The organism is Celerinatantimonas diazotrophica (assembly GCF_004339545.1).
Taxonomy (GTDB): Bacteria; Pseudomonadota; Gammaproteobacteria; order Enterobacterales; family Celerinatantimonadaceae; genus Celerinatantimonas; species Celerinatantimonas diazotrophica.
This window is the reverse complement of record NZ_SMGD01000017.1, coordinates 31,046-51,866: the sequence shown is the minus strand read 5'-3', so window position 1 is coordinate 51,866 and position 20,821 is coordinate 31,046. Positions and strand designations below refer to the sequence as shown.

At 42.9% G+C, this 20,821-nt stretch carries 20 protein-coding genes; 6 read left to right on the top strand and 14 right to left on the bottom strand.

Annotated elements, in window-relative coordinates:
* Positions 1-15: 15 nt before the first annotated feature.
* Positions 16-852 (top strand): DUF2971 domain-containing protein, encoded by an 837-nt coding sequence (locus EV690_RS15920; protein ID WP_131914011.1) that lies wholly within the window; start codon positions 16-18, stop codon positions 850-852.
* 23 nt (positions 853-875) lie between these two features.
* On the opposite strand, the gene EV690_RS15915 is transcribed toward EV690_RS15920, so the two are convergent.
* The gene (locus EV690_RS15915; protein ID WP_131914010.1) at positions 876-1,364 is read right to left on the bottom strand and encodes a GNAT family N-acetyltransferase; all 489 of its coding nucleotides are present in this window, start codon (positions 1,362-1,364) and stop codon (positions 876-878) included.
* A 276-nt stretch (positions 1,365-1,640) separates the two neighbouring features.
* Between EV690_RS15915 and EV690_RS15910 the strand changes: the two genes are divergently transcribed.
* The 5 genes from EV690_RS15910 to fhuB are packed head-to-tail and all read left to right on the top strand — an operon-like array spanning position 1,641 to position 8,249.
* On the top strand, positions 1,641-3,815 hold the full coding sequence (locus EV690_RS15910; RefSeq protein ID WP_131914009.1) for a TonB-dependent siderophore receptor: 2,175 nt from the start codon (positions 1,641-1,643) through the stop codon (positions 3,813-3,815).
* A gap of 18 nt (positions 3,816-3,833) precedes the next feature.
* Positions 3,834-4,583 carry a siderophore ferric iron reductase gene (locus EV690_RS15905; protein ID WP_131914008.1) on the top strand — a complete coding sequence of 250 codons (750 nt, stop codon included), beginning with the start codon at positions 3,834-3,836 and terminating at the stop codon, positions 4,581-4,583.
* Positions 4,576-5,343 carry an ABC transporter ATP-binding protein gene (locus EV690_RS15900; protein WP_131914007.1) on the top strand — a complete coding sequence of 256 codons (768 nt, stop codon included), beginning with the start codon at positions 4,576-4,578 and terminating at the stop codon, positions 5,341-5,343. The genes EV690_RS15905 and EV690_RS15900 overlap by 8 nt, the downstream gene beginning before the upstream one ends.
* Positions 5,344-5,357: 14 nt before the next feature.
* Positions 5,358-6,263 (top strand): ABC transporter substrate-binding protein, encoded by a 906-nt coding sequence (locus tag EV690_RS15895; RefSeq protein WP_131914006.1) that lies wholly within the window; start codon positions 5,358-5,360, stop codon positions 6,261-6,263.
* Between the two features lie 3 nt (positions 6,264-6,266).
* The gene (gene fhuB, locus EV690_RS15890) at positions 6,267-8,249 is read left to right on the top strand and encodes a Fe(3+)-hydroxamate ABC transporter permease FhuB (protein WP_224054970.1); all 1,983 of its coding nucleotides are present in this window, start codon (positions 6,267-6,269) and stop codon (positions 8,247-8,249) included.
* A 119-nt stretch (positions 8,250-8,368) separates the two neighbouring features.
* Here fhuB and EV690_RS15885 read toward each other — a convergent pair whose 3' ends face one another.
* The 13 genes from EV690_RS15885 to murP form a co-directional block, all read right to left on the bottom strand.
* Entirely contained in the window at positions 8,369-8,770 is a 402-nt protein-coding gene (locus EV690_RS15885; protein ID WP_131914005.1) for a GFA family protein, read from the bottom strand.
* Between the two features lie 610 nt (positions 8,771-9,380).
* Positions 9,381-9,731, bottom strand: coding sequence for a hypothetical protein (locus tag EV690_RS15880; RefSeq protein ID WP_131914004.1), 351 nt, complete (start codon positions 9,729-9,731; stop codon positions 9,381-9,383).
* 94 nt (positions 9,732-9,825) lie between these two features.
* The gene (locus tag EV690_RS15875; RefSeq protein ID WP_131914003.1) at positions 9,826-10,143 is read right to left on the bottom strand and encodes an antibiotic biosynthesis monooxygenase family protein; all 318 of its coding nucleotides are present in this window, start codon (positions 10,141-10,143) and stop codon (positions 9,826-9,828) included.
* A gap of 95 nt (positions 10,144-10,238) precedes the next feature.
* A complete protein-coding gene (locus tag EV690_RS15870) occupies positions 10,239-10,721 on the bottom strand; it encodes a GNAT family N-acetyltransferase (protein WP_131914002.1) in 483 nt (160 codons plus the stop codon).
* Between the two features lie 223 nt (positions 10,722-10,944).
* Positions 10,945-11,427 carry an Lcl C-terminal domain-containing protein gene (locus tag EV690_RS15865; RefSeq protein WP_165872786.1) on the bottom strand — a complete coding sequence of 161 codons (483 nt, stop codon included), beginning with the start codon at positions 11,425-11,427 and terminating at the stop codon, positions 10,945-10,947.
* 90 nt (positions 11,428-11,517) lie between these two features.
* Positions 11,518-11,694, bottom strand: a complete 177-nt coding sequence (locus EV690_RS18285) for a hypothetical protein (RefSeq protein WP_165872785.1) — start codon at positions 11,692-11,694, stop codon at positions 11,518-11,520.
* A 69-nt stretch (positions 11,695-11,763) separates the two neighbouring features.
* Positions 11,764-13,551 carry a beta-glucuronidase gene (gene uidA, locus EV690_RS15860; RefSeq protein ID WP_131914000.1) on the bottom strand — a complete coding sequence of 596 codons (1,788 nt, stop codon included), beginning with the start codon at positions 13,549-13,551 and terminating at the stop codon, positions 11,764-11,766.
* Positions 13,552-13,581: 30 nt separating this feature from the next.
* On the bottom strand, positions 13,582-14,853 hold the full coding sequence (gene uidC / locus EV690_RS15855) for a glucuronide uptake porin UidC (RefSeq protein ID WP_131913999.1): 1,272 nt from the start codon (positions 14,851-14,853) through the stop codon (positions 13,582-13,584).
* A 3-nt stretch (positions 14,854-14,856) separates the two neighbouring features.
* Complete coding sequence (locus tag EV690_RS15850) at positions 14,857-16,194, bottom strand: PTS sugar transporter subunit IIC (RefSeq protein ID WP_131913998.1); 1,338 nt, start codon at positions 16,192-16,194, stop codon at positions 14,857-14,859.
* A 33-nt stretch (positions 16,195-16,227) separates the two neighbouring features.
* The gene (locus EV690_RS15845) at positions 16,228-16,533 is read right to left on the bottom strand and encodes a PTS sugar transporter subunit IIB (RefSeq protein WP_131913997.1); all 306 of its coding nucleotides are present in this window, start codon (positions 16,531-16,533) and stop codon (positions 16,228-16,230) included.
* A gap of 11 nt (positions 16,534-16,544) precedes the next feature.
* Positions 16,545-16,865, bottom strand: a complete 321-nt coding sequence (locus EV690_RS15840; RefSeq protein WP_131913996.1) for a PTS lactose/cellobiose transporter subunit IIA — start codon at positions 16,863-16,865, stop codon at positions 16,545-16,547.
* A gap of 96 nt (positions 16,866-16,961) precedes the next feature.
* Positions 16,962-18,839, bottom strand: a complete 1,878-nt coding sequence (locus EV690_RS15835) for a BglG family transcription antiterminator (protein ID WP_131913995.1) — start codon at positions 18,837-18,839, stop codon at positions 16,962-16,964.
* Between the two features lie 499 nt (positions 18,840-19,338).
* Complete coding sequence (gene murP, locus EV690_RS15830) at positions 19,339-20,799, bottom strand: PTS N-acetylmuramic acid transporter subunit IIBC (protein WP_131913994.1); 1,461 nt, start codon at positions 20,797-20,799, stop codon at positions 19,339-19,341.
* Positions 20,800-20,821: the final 22 nt, after the last annotated feature.

Genomic DNA, 20,821 nt, shown 5'->3' with positions numbered 1-20,821 from the left:
ACTTAAAGGAGCATTATGTTAAGGCCTTTCATTCAACAGCTATTTAATCAGCCGCCCGAAGCGACTTTATATCACTACACGACTTTGTCCGGACTGTTAGGTATTGTCCGCTCTGAGGTGTTGTGGGCCAGTGATGTCCGCTATATGAATGATTCAGCAGAGCTACATCACATGCTCGATCTGCTCACTGAGGGGATCCAGAGTCGAATTATCAGCGGCGATCCTAAAGCACAATTACTGAACCATTTTGCGCAATGGATTAATGAACGACTCAATCAGGGCCATATGCTCTTTGCTGCCTCATTTCGTGCTAATGGCAACCTGTTGAGCCAATGGCGTGGCTACAGCAGCATAGGCAAAGGAGTGAGTTTAGGGTTTCACCCAGACCACATTAGCCATTGGGCAAAAGAGCAGCAATTTGAAATTGGCCGCTGTATCTATGATACCCACACCCAGACCCAACTAGTACAACAAGCGATTGACTCTGTCTGTCAGATTGATCTGCCTGAAGATGAATTATTTGCAGAGGTAGAAACCGATTTATTACGACTAGCAGTCTTATTGAAACATCCTTCATTTCGTGAAGAAGATGAATGGCGAGTCGTTTTACCCATTACCCATCAGGAACTGGATCCGCGAGTCAAATTTCGCGAGGGGAGCGCCATGCTAAAACCCTATACGGAATTTGCCTTATCCAGTCGTGATCAGCCGATGGCGCTAGAGCATGTTTATCTCGGTCCATCGCCTGATTCCACACTATCAATTAACTCATTACGGTTATTTTTCAGGCAGCATAAACTGATGCCGATTCGGGGAATAGAAGATAGCAAAATCCCCTTCAGGGCTTGTTAGGACACATTTAGGCACGTGATTTTTTAGCTCAAAACTCGCTGATAAAAATCAGTCATGGCATGTTTCGGATTGGGTTTTAAATAATGCCAGCCAAAGCGCTGATAATGTCTTAGGGCGCGTTGATTCGTGCGGCTCACCGACAATAAACAGCGCTGACAACCGGCGGCAATTAGCTCATTGGCAATATAATCTTGCAATTTGCCAGCGAGACCTTGTCCCCGATACTCAGCTTTTAAATAAATGAGATTCACATACCCGGTATGCTCATCGACATCGTCTATTTCACAGTAAGTTCGAAATTCCAGTTGGCCGATTATTTCACCTTCCAGCCAGATATGCCGATAAAACCAGCAGGGATGGTTGATGCGCGCAACAATCCGCTCCCGATATCCAGACAAAAAGTGCTCAAAGCCAGTCAACGACTGAAAACTACAAACGTATGCATCCCGACGAAACGCAACACATTGTGCAAAATCCTGCTCGACATGAATAGGTTTAAAAACCAGCGTCATCCATCCCTCCGACAGGCTTTCGCCTAACACGACGATGTTTCCTCAAATATAAGCTGCTTAGTGCTGATATCAATTATCGTTATATATTTCAGGTTGTTGCGAATTTAAGAACCCTGCCTTTGCAAGAATACTCACGGTAGACATTCTCTTTAATCATTGACAATTAGAAATGATAATAATTATCATTAGCATGATTATTATCATAAATTTTACTTTTCATTCTGTCAATAGCTCTGTCCCATTCATAAGAAAGTTTAAAAACAAGGAATATTAAGCATGAGGTTTCATCTAATACAGCTACTGCCTGCATTATCATTCGCTGTATTTATCCATACCGCCCAAGGCAGTACGCCATTACCCCATCAGCACCCGGACAAGGATTCAGCCACACCAAACAAGCCGCAAAAAACCAGTACTCATGCGCAACAATCCTCCAGCAATCCAGAAACGCTGGCTCCCGTGAAGGTTTATGCAAACACTTACCGCTCGACTGGCACCAAGACAGATCTAAGCCCGATGGAAGCACCAATGAGCTATGAAGTCTATGATGCTGATTATCTCAGGCAGCATCAGGTTGACAGTATCAACGAAGCGTTGCGCTATGTTCCTGGTATCACCACAGAGAATCGTAGTACTGCGACACTATTTGATCAATATACGATTCGTGGGTTTGTCAGTTATAACAATTACTACAATGGCCTACCGCTGCAATATATTCATAACTGGAACCTATACCCTCAGGTCGATGCCTTTGCGACCCAAAGCATCGAAGTACTCAAAGGTCCGACCTCATCACTGTATGGTTCCGCACCACCTGGGGGGATGATCAATCAGATCGGAAAACAGCCAGAACGCTATGAACATACACAGCTAAAACTCAGCACGGGCAACAATTATCTTCAAGAATTGGGCATTGATCACAACGGCGTGGTCAATGATGATTTCGACTATCGGATTGTCGCATTGGCCCGTAAACAACATGCTCAAATGAAGACCACCCGGCAAGAGCGTAAATTATTCGCACCATCTGCAACTTGGCGAATCACTCCCAAAACAACTCTGAATCTAAACCTTTATTATCAAGATGATCCCAAGCTCGTTCCATCCACACCACTCCCAGCAGCCGGGGCCGTTTATGCAGCCCCTTGGGGTAAATTAGCCAGTGATGCGTATGCCGGCGATAAAAACTGGAATAATGCGGCTCGGCGCGTCACGATGCTCGGTTATAAAATCAACCATCGTTTCAATAACCATTTAAAATTTTTACAAAATTTCCGTTATACCAAGGGCTCATTGCTACAACGTAATACTTATACGTCTAGCATTTCTGGCCCCATCTTAAATCGCAACGCCTATGAAACCGATGAGAAGATGAATGGCTATGCCATCGACAACCAATTAGCCTGGGATACAAAGTTAGGCAGCACCGAACATAAGCTGTTATTTGGGATCGATTATCAACGCTTACAATCATCAGTCACCTATCAGGATACTTTCGGCTCAGGCACACCGAGTATTAATTTAGCCGATCCCAATTATTATCAATTTAATCCCAGCAGCATTGTCAGTCACTTTACGTACAAACAAACCAGTAGTACTAAAAGCAACCAACTCGGCTTGTATGCTCAAGATGAAATGCACTGGAAGTCGTTCACTCTTTTAGGCGATATTCGCCACGATCACTACCGCAGTGATGATAATCAGATCACCAGTGGTAGCGCATCATCGACCAAGATTGATCAACACCATATTTCCACTCGCCTAGCGGGTATTTACACCTTTGATAATGGTCTTGCGCCTTATCTTAGTTATGCCACTTCTTACCAGCCCACCTCCGGTAGGGATGTCAAAACGGGTAAAACCGTCAAACCGACCACCGCCAAGCAATACGAGGTCGGTGTTAAGTTCAAAACACCCTCACGAAGTATCAAATTTACGGCCGCAGCCTTTGATATTATCCAAAGCAACATTGTCAAATATGACAGCGCCCCAGCCAATTACACCCAGGTCGGCGAGGTGACATCTAAGGGGATAGAAACCACGCTTTGGAGCCGCTTAACCGAGCAGTTGGATGTCCAGGCAAACTACACATATCAACATGTTGAGGTGACCAAAAATGCCGATTCAAGCCTGATCGGCAAAACCCCCGTGTGGGTTGCTAACACTAAAGCATCGATTTGGGGAACTTACTATATGAACCCAGCTTTTGATTTTAGCTTAGGGATTCGTTATGTGGGCAAAACCCCCATTGATGATGCCAATTCTGACTTTGTCTCGGGCCATACACTGGCTGATTTAGCCTCGACCTATCGCTTTAATGACAACTACAAAGTCAATTTCACGGTAACCAACCTGACCAATAAACGCTACGTGGGGGCCTGTTACGACACCACAAACTGTTGGATGGGGGCCGAACGAGAAGCCAAGCTTAGTTTGCTCGTGGATTTCTAACCCTAAAGGGAGCCTGATATGACCACATCCACCCAGTCGCTCTTTGCCATGGCTAAACGGTATCACCCTGCGCTGCAGGGCGATACGTCATTGCCATTATCTGACGCACTGCTGTTGGGACAAGACAATACTCAAGGGATCCGAACACTCTACCAGCATTGGCAACGCCAATCCCCCGAAGCGGGAAATCGTTATTGGGCCGCGCGCTGCTGGTCGTTGCTCATTTGGCAACCCATTTATCTGTCGATCGTGGCTGTGCATGGCTGCCAAATCAAAATACCACTTGAGCAGATCGTCCAACACCTCAAACAAGGGGTCGTCGCGGGCTACACCCTCACCCCAGACCAATTGCAGCACGCGCCAGAACAGCTGTGCCTATCTATCGCAGCCAACCAGCTGAAACAGATGCACCAAACTTTTTTCAACCAATGCCAGAGCATCTTTAATTTACGCCCCAACTTTGCATCACGTCTGGCGGCCGATATTGTGCTTAGCGGACTTATCCAGCTCACTACCATTGAACCGTCAATCACCAATAAACAGATTCAGGAATTAGCAATACAGTGGCTCGCTGAGCTGGGCTGGTCAAATGAAAGCCACTTAATGCTCATTTTTCTTAATGACGACACACCGCATCTGGCGCTGAATCGCAAAAGCTGTTGTTTTAATTATTGCCGAGCCGATGGGGAACTCTGTTCAACCTGCCCCAAATTATCGCTTGATGAGCGAAAACGGCGAATTGCCCAGGAATTATCCACTCATGCTTAAATTAGAAAATATCCGTGTGCAACGCTCTCAGCGCGACATTCTTTGTATACCGGCACTTGAGCTCCAATTGGACCAGTTAACCGTGATTCTTGGACACAATGGCTCAGGAAAATCGACCCTGCTCAAACTGCTTGCCCGCCAACTTTCGCCTGATGCTGGTGCGCTCAGCTATGACGATCGCCTTTTCAGCCAAATCAAGCAAAGAGAGTTGGCCCGCAAAATTGCTTATCTTCCCCAAAACCTGCCCGCCATCGCAGGATTAACAGTTACAGAACTCGTGCGCTTGGGCCGCTTTCCATGGCGCGGCAGTTTTGGTCGGTGGCGAGCGAGTGATCAAGAAATCATAAGCCAAGCCATCACCGATACACAACTTGCTGAATATTCGAATCATCAGGTCGACGAGCTTTCTGGCGGAGAACGCCAGCGTGCCTGGATCGCCATGTTATTGGCCCAACAGTCTCCTTTGTTGCTCCTTGACGAACCGACCTCGGCACTTGATCCGGCCCATCAGTATGAGCTGATGCAACTACTTGCGCACCTCAACCGAGAACAACAACGCGGTATTGTAGTGATCCTGCATGATATCAATCTGGCGCTGCGTTATGCCCAACGCATCATTGCCTTAAAACAGGGACAGCTCATATTTGATGGCACCCCCGAGCAGTTGTTAACCCCACAACACCTGCATCAATTATATGGCGTCGAGATGCAGATCATCGAACACCCGACATTACCGACCCCCATTGTTGCGATGAGTTAATTAAAGGAAGAACCATGTTAAAACGTCTCTATTTTCTATTGATCTGTTGCCCACTGTGGGCCTGTGCCGCACCTTCTGTAACCATTAACGATAGTCTTGGCCCACATACATTTAAGCAGGTCCCTAAACGGGTGATTGCGCTAAACTGGTCAGCGACGGGGAACTTGTTAGCCCTTGGGATTACGCCTGTCGCGATCGCGAATCCCGAAGGCTACCGAACTTGGGCCAGAGAGCCAGCTTTAGCACAATCTGTCATTAATGTTGGCACCCGCGCAACGCCCAATATCGAGAGAATTGCACAACTCAAACCCGATCTGATCATCATCGGCTCATCACAGTCGGGACTTCTGAGGCTATTGCGTCCAATTGCACCGGTTTTAATGTTTAAAAACTTTAGCCGCCACCATAACAATGCCAAAGCGGCTACTCGGACCTTTCTGACTCTCGCGACTTTATTTAATAAACGTCCCCGGGCCCATCGTCTTCTAGCGCAGATGGATCAGCAACTTGCCAAATGGAGAGCACAGATCAACGCGCACTTTCATGGACATCCACCGCGCGTGACGTGTGTTCGTTTTAATTCAACCGCATTAGTCTGGGTGTTTGGTGACAATTCAATGCCGCAATATGCCCTTGAAAAACTCGGACTCAAACCTGCGTTGGCTCAACCCACTAGCAAATGGGGCGCAACCCAGAAAAAAGTCATTGCATTGGCCGCTATCGATCACGGGGTTCTTTTATACTTCAAACCGTTCCCACAACAGCAAAAACTCTTTAAAACACCACTTTGGCAAGCCATGCCTTTTGTCCAAAATCACCGAATTGCAGCACTGCCGGCCGCCTGGACCTATGGCGGAGCTTTATCGATTCAAACGATGGCATCTGCCATCACCCAACAACTTTTAACTATCGAGCCTTAAACTGTGATATTTCGATCATTCGCTTATCTGGCGCTATTGCTCCTGAGCTTTTGGCTACACTTACAATTGAGCTCAGCGCTTGGCTTTGCCCAACAGTGGCACCTTATTTGGGGCGCAACACCTCATGGATTCCCAGAATTCCAATATCTTTATGCATCGCTTCCACGGGCAATCCTGGCGCTTAGCATCGGGGCAACCTTAGGATTTTGTGGCAGTCTGTTACAACAAATGACGCAAAATCATCTAGCTTCGCCTCTCACTTTGGGATTATCTGCCGGTGCTTGGCTGGCACTGGTCGTTACAGGCGTATGGGCACCAACAATCTTAGCCGCCCATGGCGCATGGGTGGCCATGGGTGGAGCATTAATTGCGTCGCTATTTATCTGGATAATCGCAGCCAAACAAGGTCTGAATGGCTTTTCGATCATTCTCACTGGGATTGCAGTCAACATTCTCTGTGCCACATTAGCCTCTGCGTTCATTTTGCTCCATGAACAAGCCACTCTGTCTTTATTTATCTGGGGAGCTGGCGATTTAACTCAAACCGACTGGCATTGGGTGAAATGGCTCGTGCCTAAATTAATCATCCTCCCGATCATCATGCTCATCGCCCATCGGCCTCTGACCCTGTTAAAATTAGGGGAGCAAAATGCAAGAGCCCGAGGAATGTCGATCGGTGTGACCATGCTGGTGATCGGCTTCGCTATTTTATGGTTAATTGGCAGTGCCATTGCCGCCGTCGGCGTGATTGGATTTATCAGTCTACTGGCCCCTAATCTAGCTCGATATTTAGGTAGTCGTCGTAGTCTTGATGAACTCATATTCAGTAGCTTACTGGGTGCGATCCTTTTGTTGGTCACCGATTCAATCGCTGTGCTGGCAGGCCAATACAGTGATCAGGTGATTCCCAGTGGGTCAACGGCCACGTTAATCGGCGCCCCCTTTCTGATCATTCTGTTACGTCAACAGATGAAAGCCTCTGATCACACCAGCTTACAACTTCCGAAGTCGCTCTTTACATGGTCCAACCGCACTGCTCTTGTTCTGCTGGCTCTGATTGGTGCGAGTGTGCTCTTCTCGCTAACCTACTCCCCCAGCTATTCACTGGTTAGCCATCACACTCTCTGGCAGTTTCACTGGCCTAATCAAACTCTATGGCATTTGCGCTGGCCGGCCCTGCTCACCGCTACGGGAAGCGGCATCGGAATGTCTGTTGCCGGAGTCATTTTACAACGATTAATCAAAAACCCGCTGGCCAGTCCCGGGATGATGGGACTGACAGCGGGCTCAACGTTAGTGCTCGTTCTCTATGCCATGTTTTTTGAGCAAGCGATTACCAGCGTAAATCCAATCATTGCCTATAGCGGCAGTCTGGCGGCTTTGTGTATTCTGTTACTCTTGGGGCGTAAACATCATTTTGCGCCGGGCAGTCTGATCTTAACCGGGATTGCCTTAACTGCCGCAATGGATGGCGTGATCCAATTCTTTTTGGCACAAGGCAATGATGATGTTTATAGCATCACCCGTTGGATGAGTGGCTCTATTTACAATGTGACAGGGACTAAAAGTCTTTGGTTGATATTCTGTGTGACCGGATTCACCGCTATCAGTTTTGTATTTCGTGATTGGCTAACCTTACTCGCGGCCAGTGATCCGCTCGCACAATCGTTAGGTGTAAGGCCACAGCGGGCACGGCTCACGCTACTCATTCTAGCCGCTCTGCTGGTCTCTAGTGTCACCGCATTTGTCGGTCCAATTGCATTTATTGGTCTCATTGCTCCCCACATGGCGGTGATGCTCGGCGCCAAAAAAACCGCTCAACAATTATGGACTGCCGCATTACTGGGAACACTGTTAATGCTCATCGCTGACTGGCTGGCTCGCACCATAGCTTACCCGGCTCAATTACCCACGGGCATTATTGCAGCCGTGATCGGAAGTGTTTATCTGGTTTTTCTCATGATAAAAAGCCAGTCACCACACTAGAGCGATGTTTAAACTGGTTATTTTTATAGAGGGAGTCAGCTCTTTACACTAATAAAGCGCCTCGGAGACAATCATTGCCAATACAAAGTATGAACAGCAAACGGTTCGGAGAGGGTTGCTCAATCTGGCAGTGCTTCAAATTGAGGCAGCACCTCAAAATGGCCATCCCAAGCCGCTTTGCTGGATACAAAAATGTGGGCCGTTGGCAACATCTTAATGTCACTGTCCAAACATCCCGCTGGGACAACGAGCGCGCCATCTATCGAGGTACAGGGGACTGCTGAGCCACACAATTTACAAAAGCTCTTTTGATGACGAGTGCCTGGCAACGTATAAGAAGTCACCGCATCGGTTCCTGACAGCCAGAGTAATTTAGCTGACTGGGAAAATAGATTTGCCGCATGGGCTGAGCCGGTGTCTTTTTGACAATACTGACAATGGCACAGATAAAAGCAGTCAAACGTACCGGTGATTTTAAAGCTCACGGTACCACACAGACAAGAACCGAAATAATCAGTCATACCAACCCCCAGCCATCATTAGTCGGTGAAATATGCGTCACAAACCCGCTATCAGGGCAGAACGTAAAGCTGACACAAACATCCAACCCCCAACGCCAACGAGCATTGTTCCATAGACCACATTTTGTTTCTTTAAAAAACTGTCACTTTGAATAAGCCGACTGGATATTTGACCCACACCGTTCCACAGCACGTGTCCCACAATACAAATTAGGACAAAACAGACGGCCAACCCAAAAGAATATCCCCAGTTGTCAGATGAAAACTGCGAATACATCACAACCAGAACAGTCATAACTTTAAAATTCAGTGCGCTAATCACAAACCCCGCTCTAAATCCATACTGAACCCCAACGACACTGCACTCAGAAGTCGATCTGATGAGATGAATGCCTAGGGACTGTTGACCTTTGGTGGTTGAATTTTGTTCAAATTAAACGCATTTTAAACGCGGCACCAGTCTGTCATGGTTAAAAAGGATATACCCCAAATGTTCAGCCATCATCTATCGCTGACAGATTTCTAGAATGAACACAGCAAGCCCGCTGCCAGACACCAAGTTTACTTACCAACACCACGCAATGGCATCACGTCTGAGGGCGTTGGGTCGTTATGCATTTATGTTTTGTGCAGTACTTATTTTGATCCAAAAGGCTTCTTGGCAATGATTAATAAAATTTTTGTGCTTAGGTGTAATATCATAATCTTCTGGCTCAAATAAAACTTCATAGTCAATAAAGGATTCTTCGCACACGACCTCAGGATTCACAGATTCAAGATCCTTTTCAATACTTTGTTTTATAATGACACCATTGCTAAATTTGACGATTTGCTCAGAATACTGAGTCACGATCCCATTATCTTCGACTAACTCTTTGACAACATTTCGCTCCACAATGAATTCATTTTCACAAGCATCGTTGATCGCCGATACATATGTAAATAAATGATTATTTATCATATAAACACCCTAAAAGTAGTGGTATTGATACCTCCCCTTATAAGCAGGCGAGAGATACGCCACGTATTCAGTGAGGTTAAATTCATTGATTTATTTAAATTCCGTAGTCGCGCTCGACCTTCGATATACGAGTCTTAAACGATGAATACCATTGCTCACGCCCTAGCTTTTGCGCTACTTGATGCTCTGCATTCGCTTTCCACTGCTTAATAGCTTCCAGATCAGACCAGTATGAAACGGTAATGCCAACATCTTCCCGTGCAGACTCTATACCTAAAAAACCAGGTTGTTTTGCAGCTAATTCAACCATTCGAGCCGCCATTGGGCCGTAACCGTGATCATCTTCGGTTCGCTGTGATGTAAAAATCACCGCGTAATATGGCGGCTTTGGGGTCTTAGCGATGAGAGACATCTTTACTCCTTAGAAATTTAATGGCGTCGAGAAATGACTAACACCAAATTTTACATGGATTATCAACCACCGTGCAGCGCCCCGGAATGGCTTTGTTATATGCCTTTTGACGCAAGTCTGGAGATTTCAATTTCCTCCATTCTAAATACGCATATTTCATCTAGTTTTTTTGCGCCAATTTTTTTATAAAACTGTATTGCTGGGTCATTAGTTTTTAAAGCCCACCATTCAAAACGTGAACATTTTTGTTTGATTGCTAATTTTGATAAATAGCTAAGCACTTTTTTTCCAATGCCTTGACCTTGTAATTCAGGTTGAATGTATAAATCATCAAGATGCAGTCCACGCCTTCCTGTAGTAGTAGAAAATGTATAATAAAAAACAGCAAAACCACATGCTATTTTATTTACGTAACAAATGATAGCTTCTGCATCAGGATTAGATTTAAATAAATTATTTTCAATATCCGATTTAGTAACTGATATTTCATACGGAAAATTTTCAAATGCTGCTAACTCTTTTATGAATGTTAGTAATAATTCTGAATCTTCGATTTTTGCAGGTAATATTTCTAGCATATTAATTCCTGATTGAGGCATATAACAGCTTATTATATTGTTAATTACATTTGAGCCAACATGTCCAGCCTCGAAAGCGAGAAAATCATTCTCGATATGGTGGCGAATTCGAATCATACCAAGCAGCGACTTGGCATTATCTATCAATCCAAAATGGCCACACAATACATAACTTTCTCAAAGATTGACTCCTCAAGCCTCATCTCACTTGGTGCATGAACACTTATTTGACCAGACGAGCTCCCAGAGCAAAGCCACTAGAATGCGCATCCGCACGAGCATGTATAAAATCAATATAATAATAAAAATGAGGGAGCCCTTCAGCTGCTGATGAGCTCCAATAAGGTGCTGAATTCTCACCCAGATCCTGAATATCTGTAAATAGTTTGCTGTGGGTTGCTTTCCCGGTACAAGGGTTTATGAGCAAAGAATATAACTCTCCGGCAGTGGGAACACGCCAACCATCGCCTGCTTTTTTTGCAGCACTTTTCGCTTCAGTTAAACTCAGCAGAGCAATCTCACCGGTACATTTGCTGCCATTCCATCTCATACCTTCACTACAGCGTTTCCAAATGAGGTGTGTTTGGTGATCAATGAGCGTTTCACCCTGAAAGGAAAAGCGCTTTTTATCGGTTAGGCAAACAGCATCTTGAGCGAACGCATTGCCAAAAAATACAACTGAAACAAATAGTAATAAAAACTTCAATGAAAGCTCTCCGAAATGCAACTGGAAGCAATAGCCATGGCTTCGTTTATTGATAACATAGTAAACCACATTTATTGTCATTTACTACGATCAATTAACGCATAAAGTGAGTAGCTGCAGTGATGCTGCGCGCATCCAAATGGTGGCGCTCCTGAAAGTGAGTCGCAATATAGAGCGCATCAAACCTTTGGCAAACATCCCCGTGTCAGACCCAAGACCGCAGTGAGCGATCATCTGGTAGGCTATCGCAGTGGGGAAATGCTGCATATAATAAAAAGCCTTAGAAAAGTTGAGTGACTCTTCTAAGGCTCGTACCCTAATCTTTTTCCTATCTATTTATGACTGAGATGAGGGTTTCTCTCCATATTGCATGGTCGTCCAACGTTGTTTTAAAACGTAAGCTGCTGATTTCGGCCGTCTGTCTCGGGTAAAAATACCTTTCTTATTGCCGCCGACCCGAACGATACCTTGAGATGTGGCAAAATCTGCAAAATTCCAGACTTGCTCACCGACCAGAAATGGCAGGCGATCAAACACCCGATGGTACATATTTAGAAAATCGCACTGATATTCCTCTGACCACATTTCGTTATAAATAGAATGGAGTCCAGACAAGGTATCAGTCCCGTATTCTGTGATGATAATTGGCTTTTGATGCTTCTCATGCCAGGCCCGCAACTCTTGCTCCAGAACCGTTTCGGCTTCTGATAAATCGGCAGGGTTTTCATACCATCCATAATAGCGATTCAGGCACAATACATCGAATAAATCGCAAATTTGATCTTCATGCAATGAAGACTTAGTGATATTGACACAACAGATTGGTCTGGACGCATCCAACTCCCGAGTCGCTGAAACTAACGGTAAAAAGTAGTCTCGGCTGGCTTTTTCACGTGCATCGGGTTCATTCGCAATGCACCACATGACAACACAGGGGTGATTTTTATCTCTTGCGATTAATTCTTCAATCGCCGACAGATGGGCTTGTTGCGTTTCGCTGTTGATTGCTTCATCACAAAACAGTTTTTCTGGCCGCTTAAAATTTCTTAACATCGGCAAAGAGACGTTAAAACCGACAGCCGGCGTTTCGTCGATCACCACAATGCCATGCTCATCGGCCCAATCAAGCGTTTCTTCCGCATAAGGATAGTGTGATGTCCGATAAGAATTTGCCCCAATCCAATCCAGTAAGGCATGGTCATGAACCAGCATCACATTATCAAAACCTTTACCCCGAAAATCTGAATCTTCATGGCGACCAAAGCCCGTGAAATAAAATGGTTTACCGTTAATCAAGAATTTATCTTTTTCTACGGCAATGGTCCGAATCCCGACTCTCAGCTCATACTGATCGTCTTTACAACTGATGACTAGCGTATAAAGGTAAGCATCGCCAGGATTCCATAAGCGAGGCGTTTGCACAATTAATGTCCCTTGATTGCCTTTCCCTTCGGCCACCTTTTGTCCAGCATGATCGATTAACTGACAGTCACAAACATCGTCCGCCAGAACCTCATAGTCAATATACCCCTGAGAATGATCGTCATTGACGCGAGTGACAACCGAGACATCATGAATAAACTCTTTCGGCGTCGAGTACAACCAAACATGGCGATGAATCCCAGCATAGTTAAAGAAATCATGGAAATAATGTTGTTTCTTGCGACCATTATTTTCCACGACCACACCCGGCGGTATGGTTTGCCACGACAATTCATTGTTAACACAGACAGTAATCCGGACACGCTCGCCACTTTCAATAAATTCACTAATATCCGCCTCAAACGGTGTATATCCTCCACTGTGTTCGGCGACACAAGTATCATTACACCAGACCGTTCCCTTATGGGTGACTGAATCGAATCTCAATACAATACGTCTGGCGTGCCAACCTTGTGGTACTTGTACTTCGGTTTGATACCAAACATTACCAACATGGTTTTTAATTTTCTCGTCAGCGAATTGATCATTAAAACTGCCAGGTACTGCAACTTTCAATTTATTTTCAAACGGTGATGAATACCAACTTTCTTTATATCCGACGTTAGAAGAATCTAATTTAAAGTCCCATAAACCGTCGAGTAATTTTGTTTCTCGAGCTCTATTTTCTATTGGTTTTAACATAATGTGCCTTTGCAAGAGATAAATTTATATTTACAGATTGAAGTCATACTGAATACCAGATTTAACATCCCAATAATCTAAGTGCTCTCCTAAAGAGCCGCCATGACGTTTTTCTCTGGCGATATCAGATGCAATAAAAGCTTTCAATCCAGCAAGTGGCCCAGAATTAACTTTGTAGAATAAAGCTCCCAACAGTGCTCTTCCTTTAACCGTAGTTGTTCTTCTAGGATCGACATATCCATGAGTCATTAAAGGAGCCACCATTACGGAGAAGTTATTATTCACAATATAATGAGCACCGATTTGGAATGAATACATGTTCTCTCTATTCCTATCTATACTCAGATCTCCGACATAACCAATATCTGTATTCACATTAGTACCGATATTATTTAATACATGGCTAACGTAGCCTAGCGCACCAAAATAACTTATCTTGGAATTGGAATAAGTCACTTTGCCTGAATAGACTTGAGTATTATTGTGATAACTTGCTTCTTTGGATAAACCAGTTAATGAAGCATTCAGAGTCAGGAATTGATAACGTATATGACTGCCGTTACTCAAAGTGTCATCTCTTTGATATTTCAACTCAGCTTGAGAAGAAACTTCATTCTGCCAAGAATAGCCCAGGTCAACTCTATTTTGAGAGTCGTGCCAACTACCGGCTAAGAATGCCCGAGGCTCTTTCTTGGAATAACTCCCGGTACTTGGGTTAAAAACCCCCTCATCCCGGACACCCGTTGCAACATCGGTCCAAAGGAACACCCGCTGGCGCCACATCCCCCAAAGTTCTACATTCTTGTTGAGGTTGTAATGAACAATAGCCCCTTGAGATAGCGTTGGCATCGTGCGGTTCGAATTACTCGAAATCAACGGGACATCATAAGGTAAACTGCCATAACCGCTATCCGTGCCAAAGCGCCCAACCTTTAAGTTGAGATCATCAGTGAGTTTAAATTTCAGAGCTGCCTGAGTCAGTGAAAAGCTGTGGTATCCTCTTAAATAACCTCGGGTACTCTCTGAGCCATCAGCACCTAACTTGTGAACATTGTAAGCACTGGCTGTCACACCGACAAAGTCTCTAAAATAGTGAGTGTTTAAATCGACCATCGTGCCTTGTACCCAGGCATAGATATTTTCACCACTTGGGCCGGCACTCGGGCGCTCCGCTTTGCGGAAATCATTCTTTAAACGTAATCGTAATGAATCGGTGTTACTGTCATATGGATCGGCGAAAACAGAAGTTGATAACATTGCGACGATTACAGCACTCAAAGTTGGAATCAATAATTTCTTCATGGTTTACTCTCCCTCGTTTACTTTTGTTAAACGAGAAGATTCCATATCGGAAATACTATCCTCGTTCTGTTCCTTTTTCGCGTCCTCACATTCTTCACGATAAGATTCATTATCAGCTTTTCTAAAGAATGGGTACCAACAAACAATTTGTAAAAGCACTAAAAAGACCTGCAATACTGCAATTTTCCAGCTTCCTTCCATAATTCCGTTTAATATAATCGGCATGCCTGCCATTGGTGTAATACCGGCCACTCTTGGGACTAAGCCAATATATGTAACAAAGTAAGCAATGGCTAAACAAACAGCATTTAAAAAGATGAACGGAATAAAGAAACGGAAATTAAAGACCAGCGGTGTACCAAATACCAAAGGCTCACTTATACCGAATAATGCGGGTATAGTTGTGAGCTTACCCATTTTTTTATAACGCTGACTTTTGGAGGCAAACATCATTAAAAGAGTAAAGCCAATGGCACTCGCGGACATCGTATAGGTACTCACAAAAGCACGACCAGTAATATGAGGAAGTGCGGTTCCTGCTGCGTATGCGGAAAGTTGCGTCGCGTCCATTGCGGTAAATATAGGAAGAACAACCGAGTAAATAACGAGTGTGCCATGGATACCCACAAACCAAAGCAGCTGAGCAAATGTCCATAAGATAATAATGGATACAATATTACCACCAACCCCTTCTAAAGGTATTTGCAGAAATGAATAAACAAACTGATGAATACTACCAAAAGAAGTGAATTTGAAAATAACAGAAACAGCTGTAAAAAATATAATCGATGCGAATCCGGGAATTAAACTACTAAAACTATCGGAAACAACCGGTGGCACACTACTCGGCATTTTTATGGTGAAGCCTTTAAGCCTTAGGTAGATATACAGTCGGGTAGAGACAATACTGACGACAATCCCGGTAAAAATGCCAAATCCACCTAACCATTTCATATTAATGACAGGCACGCTACCAGAAGAAATAGTCATCGGTGTCACGATGAAAAAACAGATAAATGCTAATATTGCACAGAATAATGGATCTTCATCATGTTGTTTGGCATAACTCCCGGCAATCGAGACACAAAATATCACTGCTAAAAAGTTAGTTGTGAATGTAACGATGAGTTTGAGCGCTGTTTCTATACCCGATGAAGCGATAAATTCTTTATAGCCATCGATGGGTAAATGTAGAAACAATGCGGCAAAGGCACCTAAGATAGTAATCGGCATGGCAGCCATCATGCCACCTGTAATACCATTTACAAATTGACTTCTCTGAATTTTATTAACATATTTATTTACATTTTTTATTAATGTATTATTATTTTTAATATTCATAACATTACCATATGTAGGGTGAGGTAAATGGAATTATTCTAATAATAAAAGCGCATCATCCAGAACTTTATCACCATTCATGCTGCCGTAATCAACCATATCAATCACAGCAACTTTAACGCCTTTTTTTTCATATATTTCACGAATTTTATCTTCTAGATAAATAATTTGTGGACCTAAAAGTAATATGTCTATTTGCCCCTTATGTGTATCTAGCCTTCCTTCAGGCATCGCCAAAACACTAATATCTAGGTTCCTTTTTTTTGCACTATCTTTCATTTTTTGCATCAGCATAGAAGTCGACATACCAGCAGCACAAATCAATACTATATTAATCATTTTAATCACCTTTATTTACTATGAATTAATTTATACATATCGATCATCTCAATTGCGAGATCACGAGATGTAATCGCATTCATTAAATGGTCTTGACCATGAACAATAACTAAGGAAACATTTGAGAGGTGGTTTCCATTTGCTTCTTCTTGAAGTAGATGAGTTTGAAATTGATGAGCTTTTAATAGTGCTTTATTTGCTTCTTTAATACAGGTTTCAGCATCCGAGAACAAGCCCTTTTTGGCACATTGGATCGCCATGATAGACTTACTTTTTGCTAATCCGCCATTCACAACCAACTCAGTTACAATATCTTCTAATGATATATCCATCAATCACTCCTATTAATTATAATTACATAATAAATAGACCATAGAAAAACTCTATTTAGATATTTTCCCTTTCTAATGTGGAAATTTTCGGTGATGTTACAAGAGAGAGATAAAATTATCGAATGACGGATTATCAATTAATTGTTTGACTGCATTCTCATCAAATACAAAACGACTTGTTCTCGCATAGAATATTTCTTGGGCTTCATTCTCTTTTGATGACACTGAAATCAATAGAACAACCTGAACGTAGTTTTTACCCCACCAAATGGGTTCTTTAAGTATTCCAACAATTACAAAGTCCTGATCACTGATAATTTTATATGGGTGAGGAGTCGCAACTAGGTTCCCAAAATCAGTTTGTCCGAGCTCTTCCCTCTTTCTGACTGAATCGATAAATTTTTCAGGTATCTGAATGAACTCAGATGCGAGCTCACATAACCGCTTTATGACATCTTCTTTACTTTTTTCATTAATATCATTAAAAAATAGCTCGCTTCTATAAAATGTGGTTACGATGCTATCCTTTTCAAACATATCCGTATATAAGTCAATCTCTTTACTTTCTAAGAAATGGCTCACTTCAACGATGGGCACTGGAATATCTATATCAATCTTCACAGTAGAAAAAACATAATCAATTTTATTTCCCACAAAATCAAAATTAGCAAGTTTATAAGAGGGGCATTCAAATATTTTATCGATGTAATCCCCAAAGACACTTTTATATTTTCTTATAATAAGTTGACTCGTACTTTTGCCTGAGGAACAAGCAATAACAATATTTTTCTTTACCCCTCCCTTCCTACTTTTATCTAAGGCGAGTTCAATTAACATTGCAAAATAAGTTACTTCATCTTCACTAATTTTACTGCCATAGTGAATAGATAGTGCCAAGCTCGCAGTACTCGCTAAAGTAAAAGCAAAAGGTAACTCTTTAATAATTTCCAGCTTTAAGGGGTTTATTGCGGGAATGCCATATTTTATTCTTAAGTCGAAGGGAACTAAGTGTTTATTAATTGATAGTCTAAGATCAAAATTTTGGAACAAATTGATGTTGTGTGAATCAAGAATTTCTTTGAACATTTTACTTGTTAAATCATCTATTTCTTTTGATATCACTAGATTATTATTTGTTTTATACGCACTGGAGGGCAATTTTGCTGACAATAGCAAAGATAAATATTCAACTTCCTCTTTTGAAAGGTAGATATTAAATTCGGTCGCAATACAATCCGATATTTCACGCGCAGCTAACAATAGCTCAGCATTTTCCTCACGAGAAAAGTTCTCAATATTAACAATCTCAAACCCATTTTTAAATCTTTCCAGAGAAATAAAAATATGCTCGACCAGATCATCCAGACAGGATTCAGAAATCTCGATGTATTTACTCATAAGAGTAGTTACAACAATCTTGCTGATTGATTTTATACAACTATGTGATAGATTAAATTCTAATACGTTAAATTGTCTATTTATTATTTGTTCAGAAATACACATTCTTTTATGAATTTCTTCACCTTCGATAATAATTCCATAATTTGGTCGCCGATTAATAACCAACTGATAATCATTTAAAATGATTTCAACCTTTTTTATATCAGAGCTAAGGGTATTCCTTGACACAAAAATATTATCGCAAATATCATCTATTTTTATATAATCTTTTTTAGCGATTAAAAATGATAACAAAAAAACAACTCTTTCATCTGGTGTTCTAGGATGTGTAATATCCGAAAAAAATCGACGTTGATATTGAGAGAAAATGACATTATTGTAAATAGTTAAAATATACCCCATATTGGGCTTTGAAGAGATAACCGCACCGTGTTCGTATAACTCATCATTGAGTAATTTAATTCTATTCCTGACTGTTTTTTCACTTGTATTTATTTTTCTCCCAATATCTTTAGCAGACTGATAGCAATCATCTCTCAACAACTTCAGTACATCAAACAGCTTATGATTCATCAGCTCCTCCTTAATTATTTTTTTCCTTATTTTTCTCCTTTATAGTATTTCAGCCCTAGATACTACTCCAGATAATCTTTAGGTTGATAGATGTGGAAAAATCTTGTGTGAACTTTTACATGATTAGAGAAGGGGTAGACTTTATCTTTGATTTAAACTTTTTACCACAACTCGCGCTATGCTAATCCTCTCCCTCGATATATCGATGAGTTAGCAACCATTTATTGATATATTTAATAAAATAAATAGATGGCACACCTTATCAAGGCTAGAGCCAATCAGCGCTGCTGGACACATTTAGTTGCAACTAAAAATCCCCGCAGAATAATTTCTGAAGGGATTTAAGAGCTTTATTAATCCATCATGTAATGGCAAGACAGACCAATTAGGAGGGTTGCCGTTTGAGGTTGAATTTTGAGCAAATTAAACACATGTTGAATACTCTGTACCGCTTACTAAGTTCATTCGCTATTACCTTGCCGCTCAAGAGCAAGATGGCTCAGCTTAAATCTACATTCTTACTACCCACAAAGTAAGTCGCCAAGAACCCCGCTATATAAGAGACTATCAAACCAGCAACAAACACTGCCATGCCGGCAAAGATACCGCGGTTGGAGGTCATCAGCGGAATGGCCACAATCCCTGATGGACCAAATACCGTGTTTAACCCAACGGGCAACCCCAAATAAGAGACAAGCCCAATAAAGAACCCTCCGGCGGCCCCACCAAAACAGGCCGTTACAAAAGGTTTAACCCGAGGTAACGTCACGCCATATATCAGCGGCTCCCCAATACCAAGGATCCCTGGGATAATTGCGCCTTTGATCTGCGTTCGTAAAACTGCACCTTTATTTGCTTTAACATATAACGCCAATGACGCGCCAACCTGTCCAGCCCCAGCCATTGCCAAAATCGGGAATAAAGAGTTAAAACCTTGAGCTTGCATGAGCGCAAAGTACACCGGGACGAAACCTTGGTGAATCCCAAACACTACGGCGATCAAGAACAATCCAGCCAGAAGCGCTGCCCCCAACGGGTTATCATTGAGATGCATAAATAACCACGACATCCCCTTAAACAGTTCCCCGCCGATCGGCATGATCACCACATAAGTCACCACTCCCATAACCAGTAGTGTCACCACTGACGTTAAGATCATATCGAGATCGTCCGGCATATATTCGCGCACTTTACGTTCCACCTGTGCACCAATAATTGCAGCTAATAATACGCCGATAATGTTCCCTCGAGGGTCGATGGTATAGCCAAAAAAGTCGCTCATCCCCGAATAAATTCCCGAAGTTGCATGGGGGTCATAACCCAGCACAAACAAAGACGCGAGAATTGCGCCGTTGACACCTGAACCGCCAAATTCTCGTTGGGCGTTGTAGCCAATCAAAATACTGAGAAATGCAAATAACCCTTTACTGAATACCTTCATATAAGCAGTCAGTTCCAACATAAACTGACTGGGTGATTGCCCCAGCACATAAACCTGATCCAACAAGGTAGCAAAGCCCAGCAACAGGCCTGCCGCAATAAATCCTGGGATCAATGGCGTAAAGATGTTGGCAAACTTACTCAAAAACCGCTGAACTGCACTGGTTTGCTTACTCTTCATTTGCTTTTTCTGCGTTGCCGCTATCGCTGAAAGGTCCTCAGATCCCGGCGCCTCGTCGATGGGCAACGCCGTTCCATGAGTGATGCTGTCTATTAGCTGGTTCATCAGCTCGGCGGCTTGCTGCGCTTTACCAGGCCCTAAAATAATCTGCAACTGCTCATGACTGTCTACCACCCCCATCACCCCGGGAATCTGTTTGATAGCGGCTTGATCAACAGCGTCATTGTTAACCAGACTCAGGCGCAATCGGGTCATGCAATTACCACATTGAATCACATTGCTAGGACCACCGACGCCGGATAGAATCTGCGATATCATTGTTTGGCTAATTTTTGCCATAACGCACTCCTTAGGAACCTGA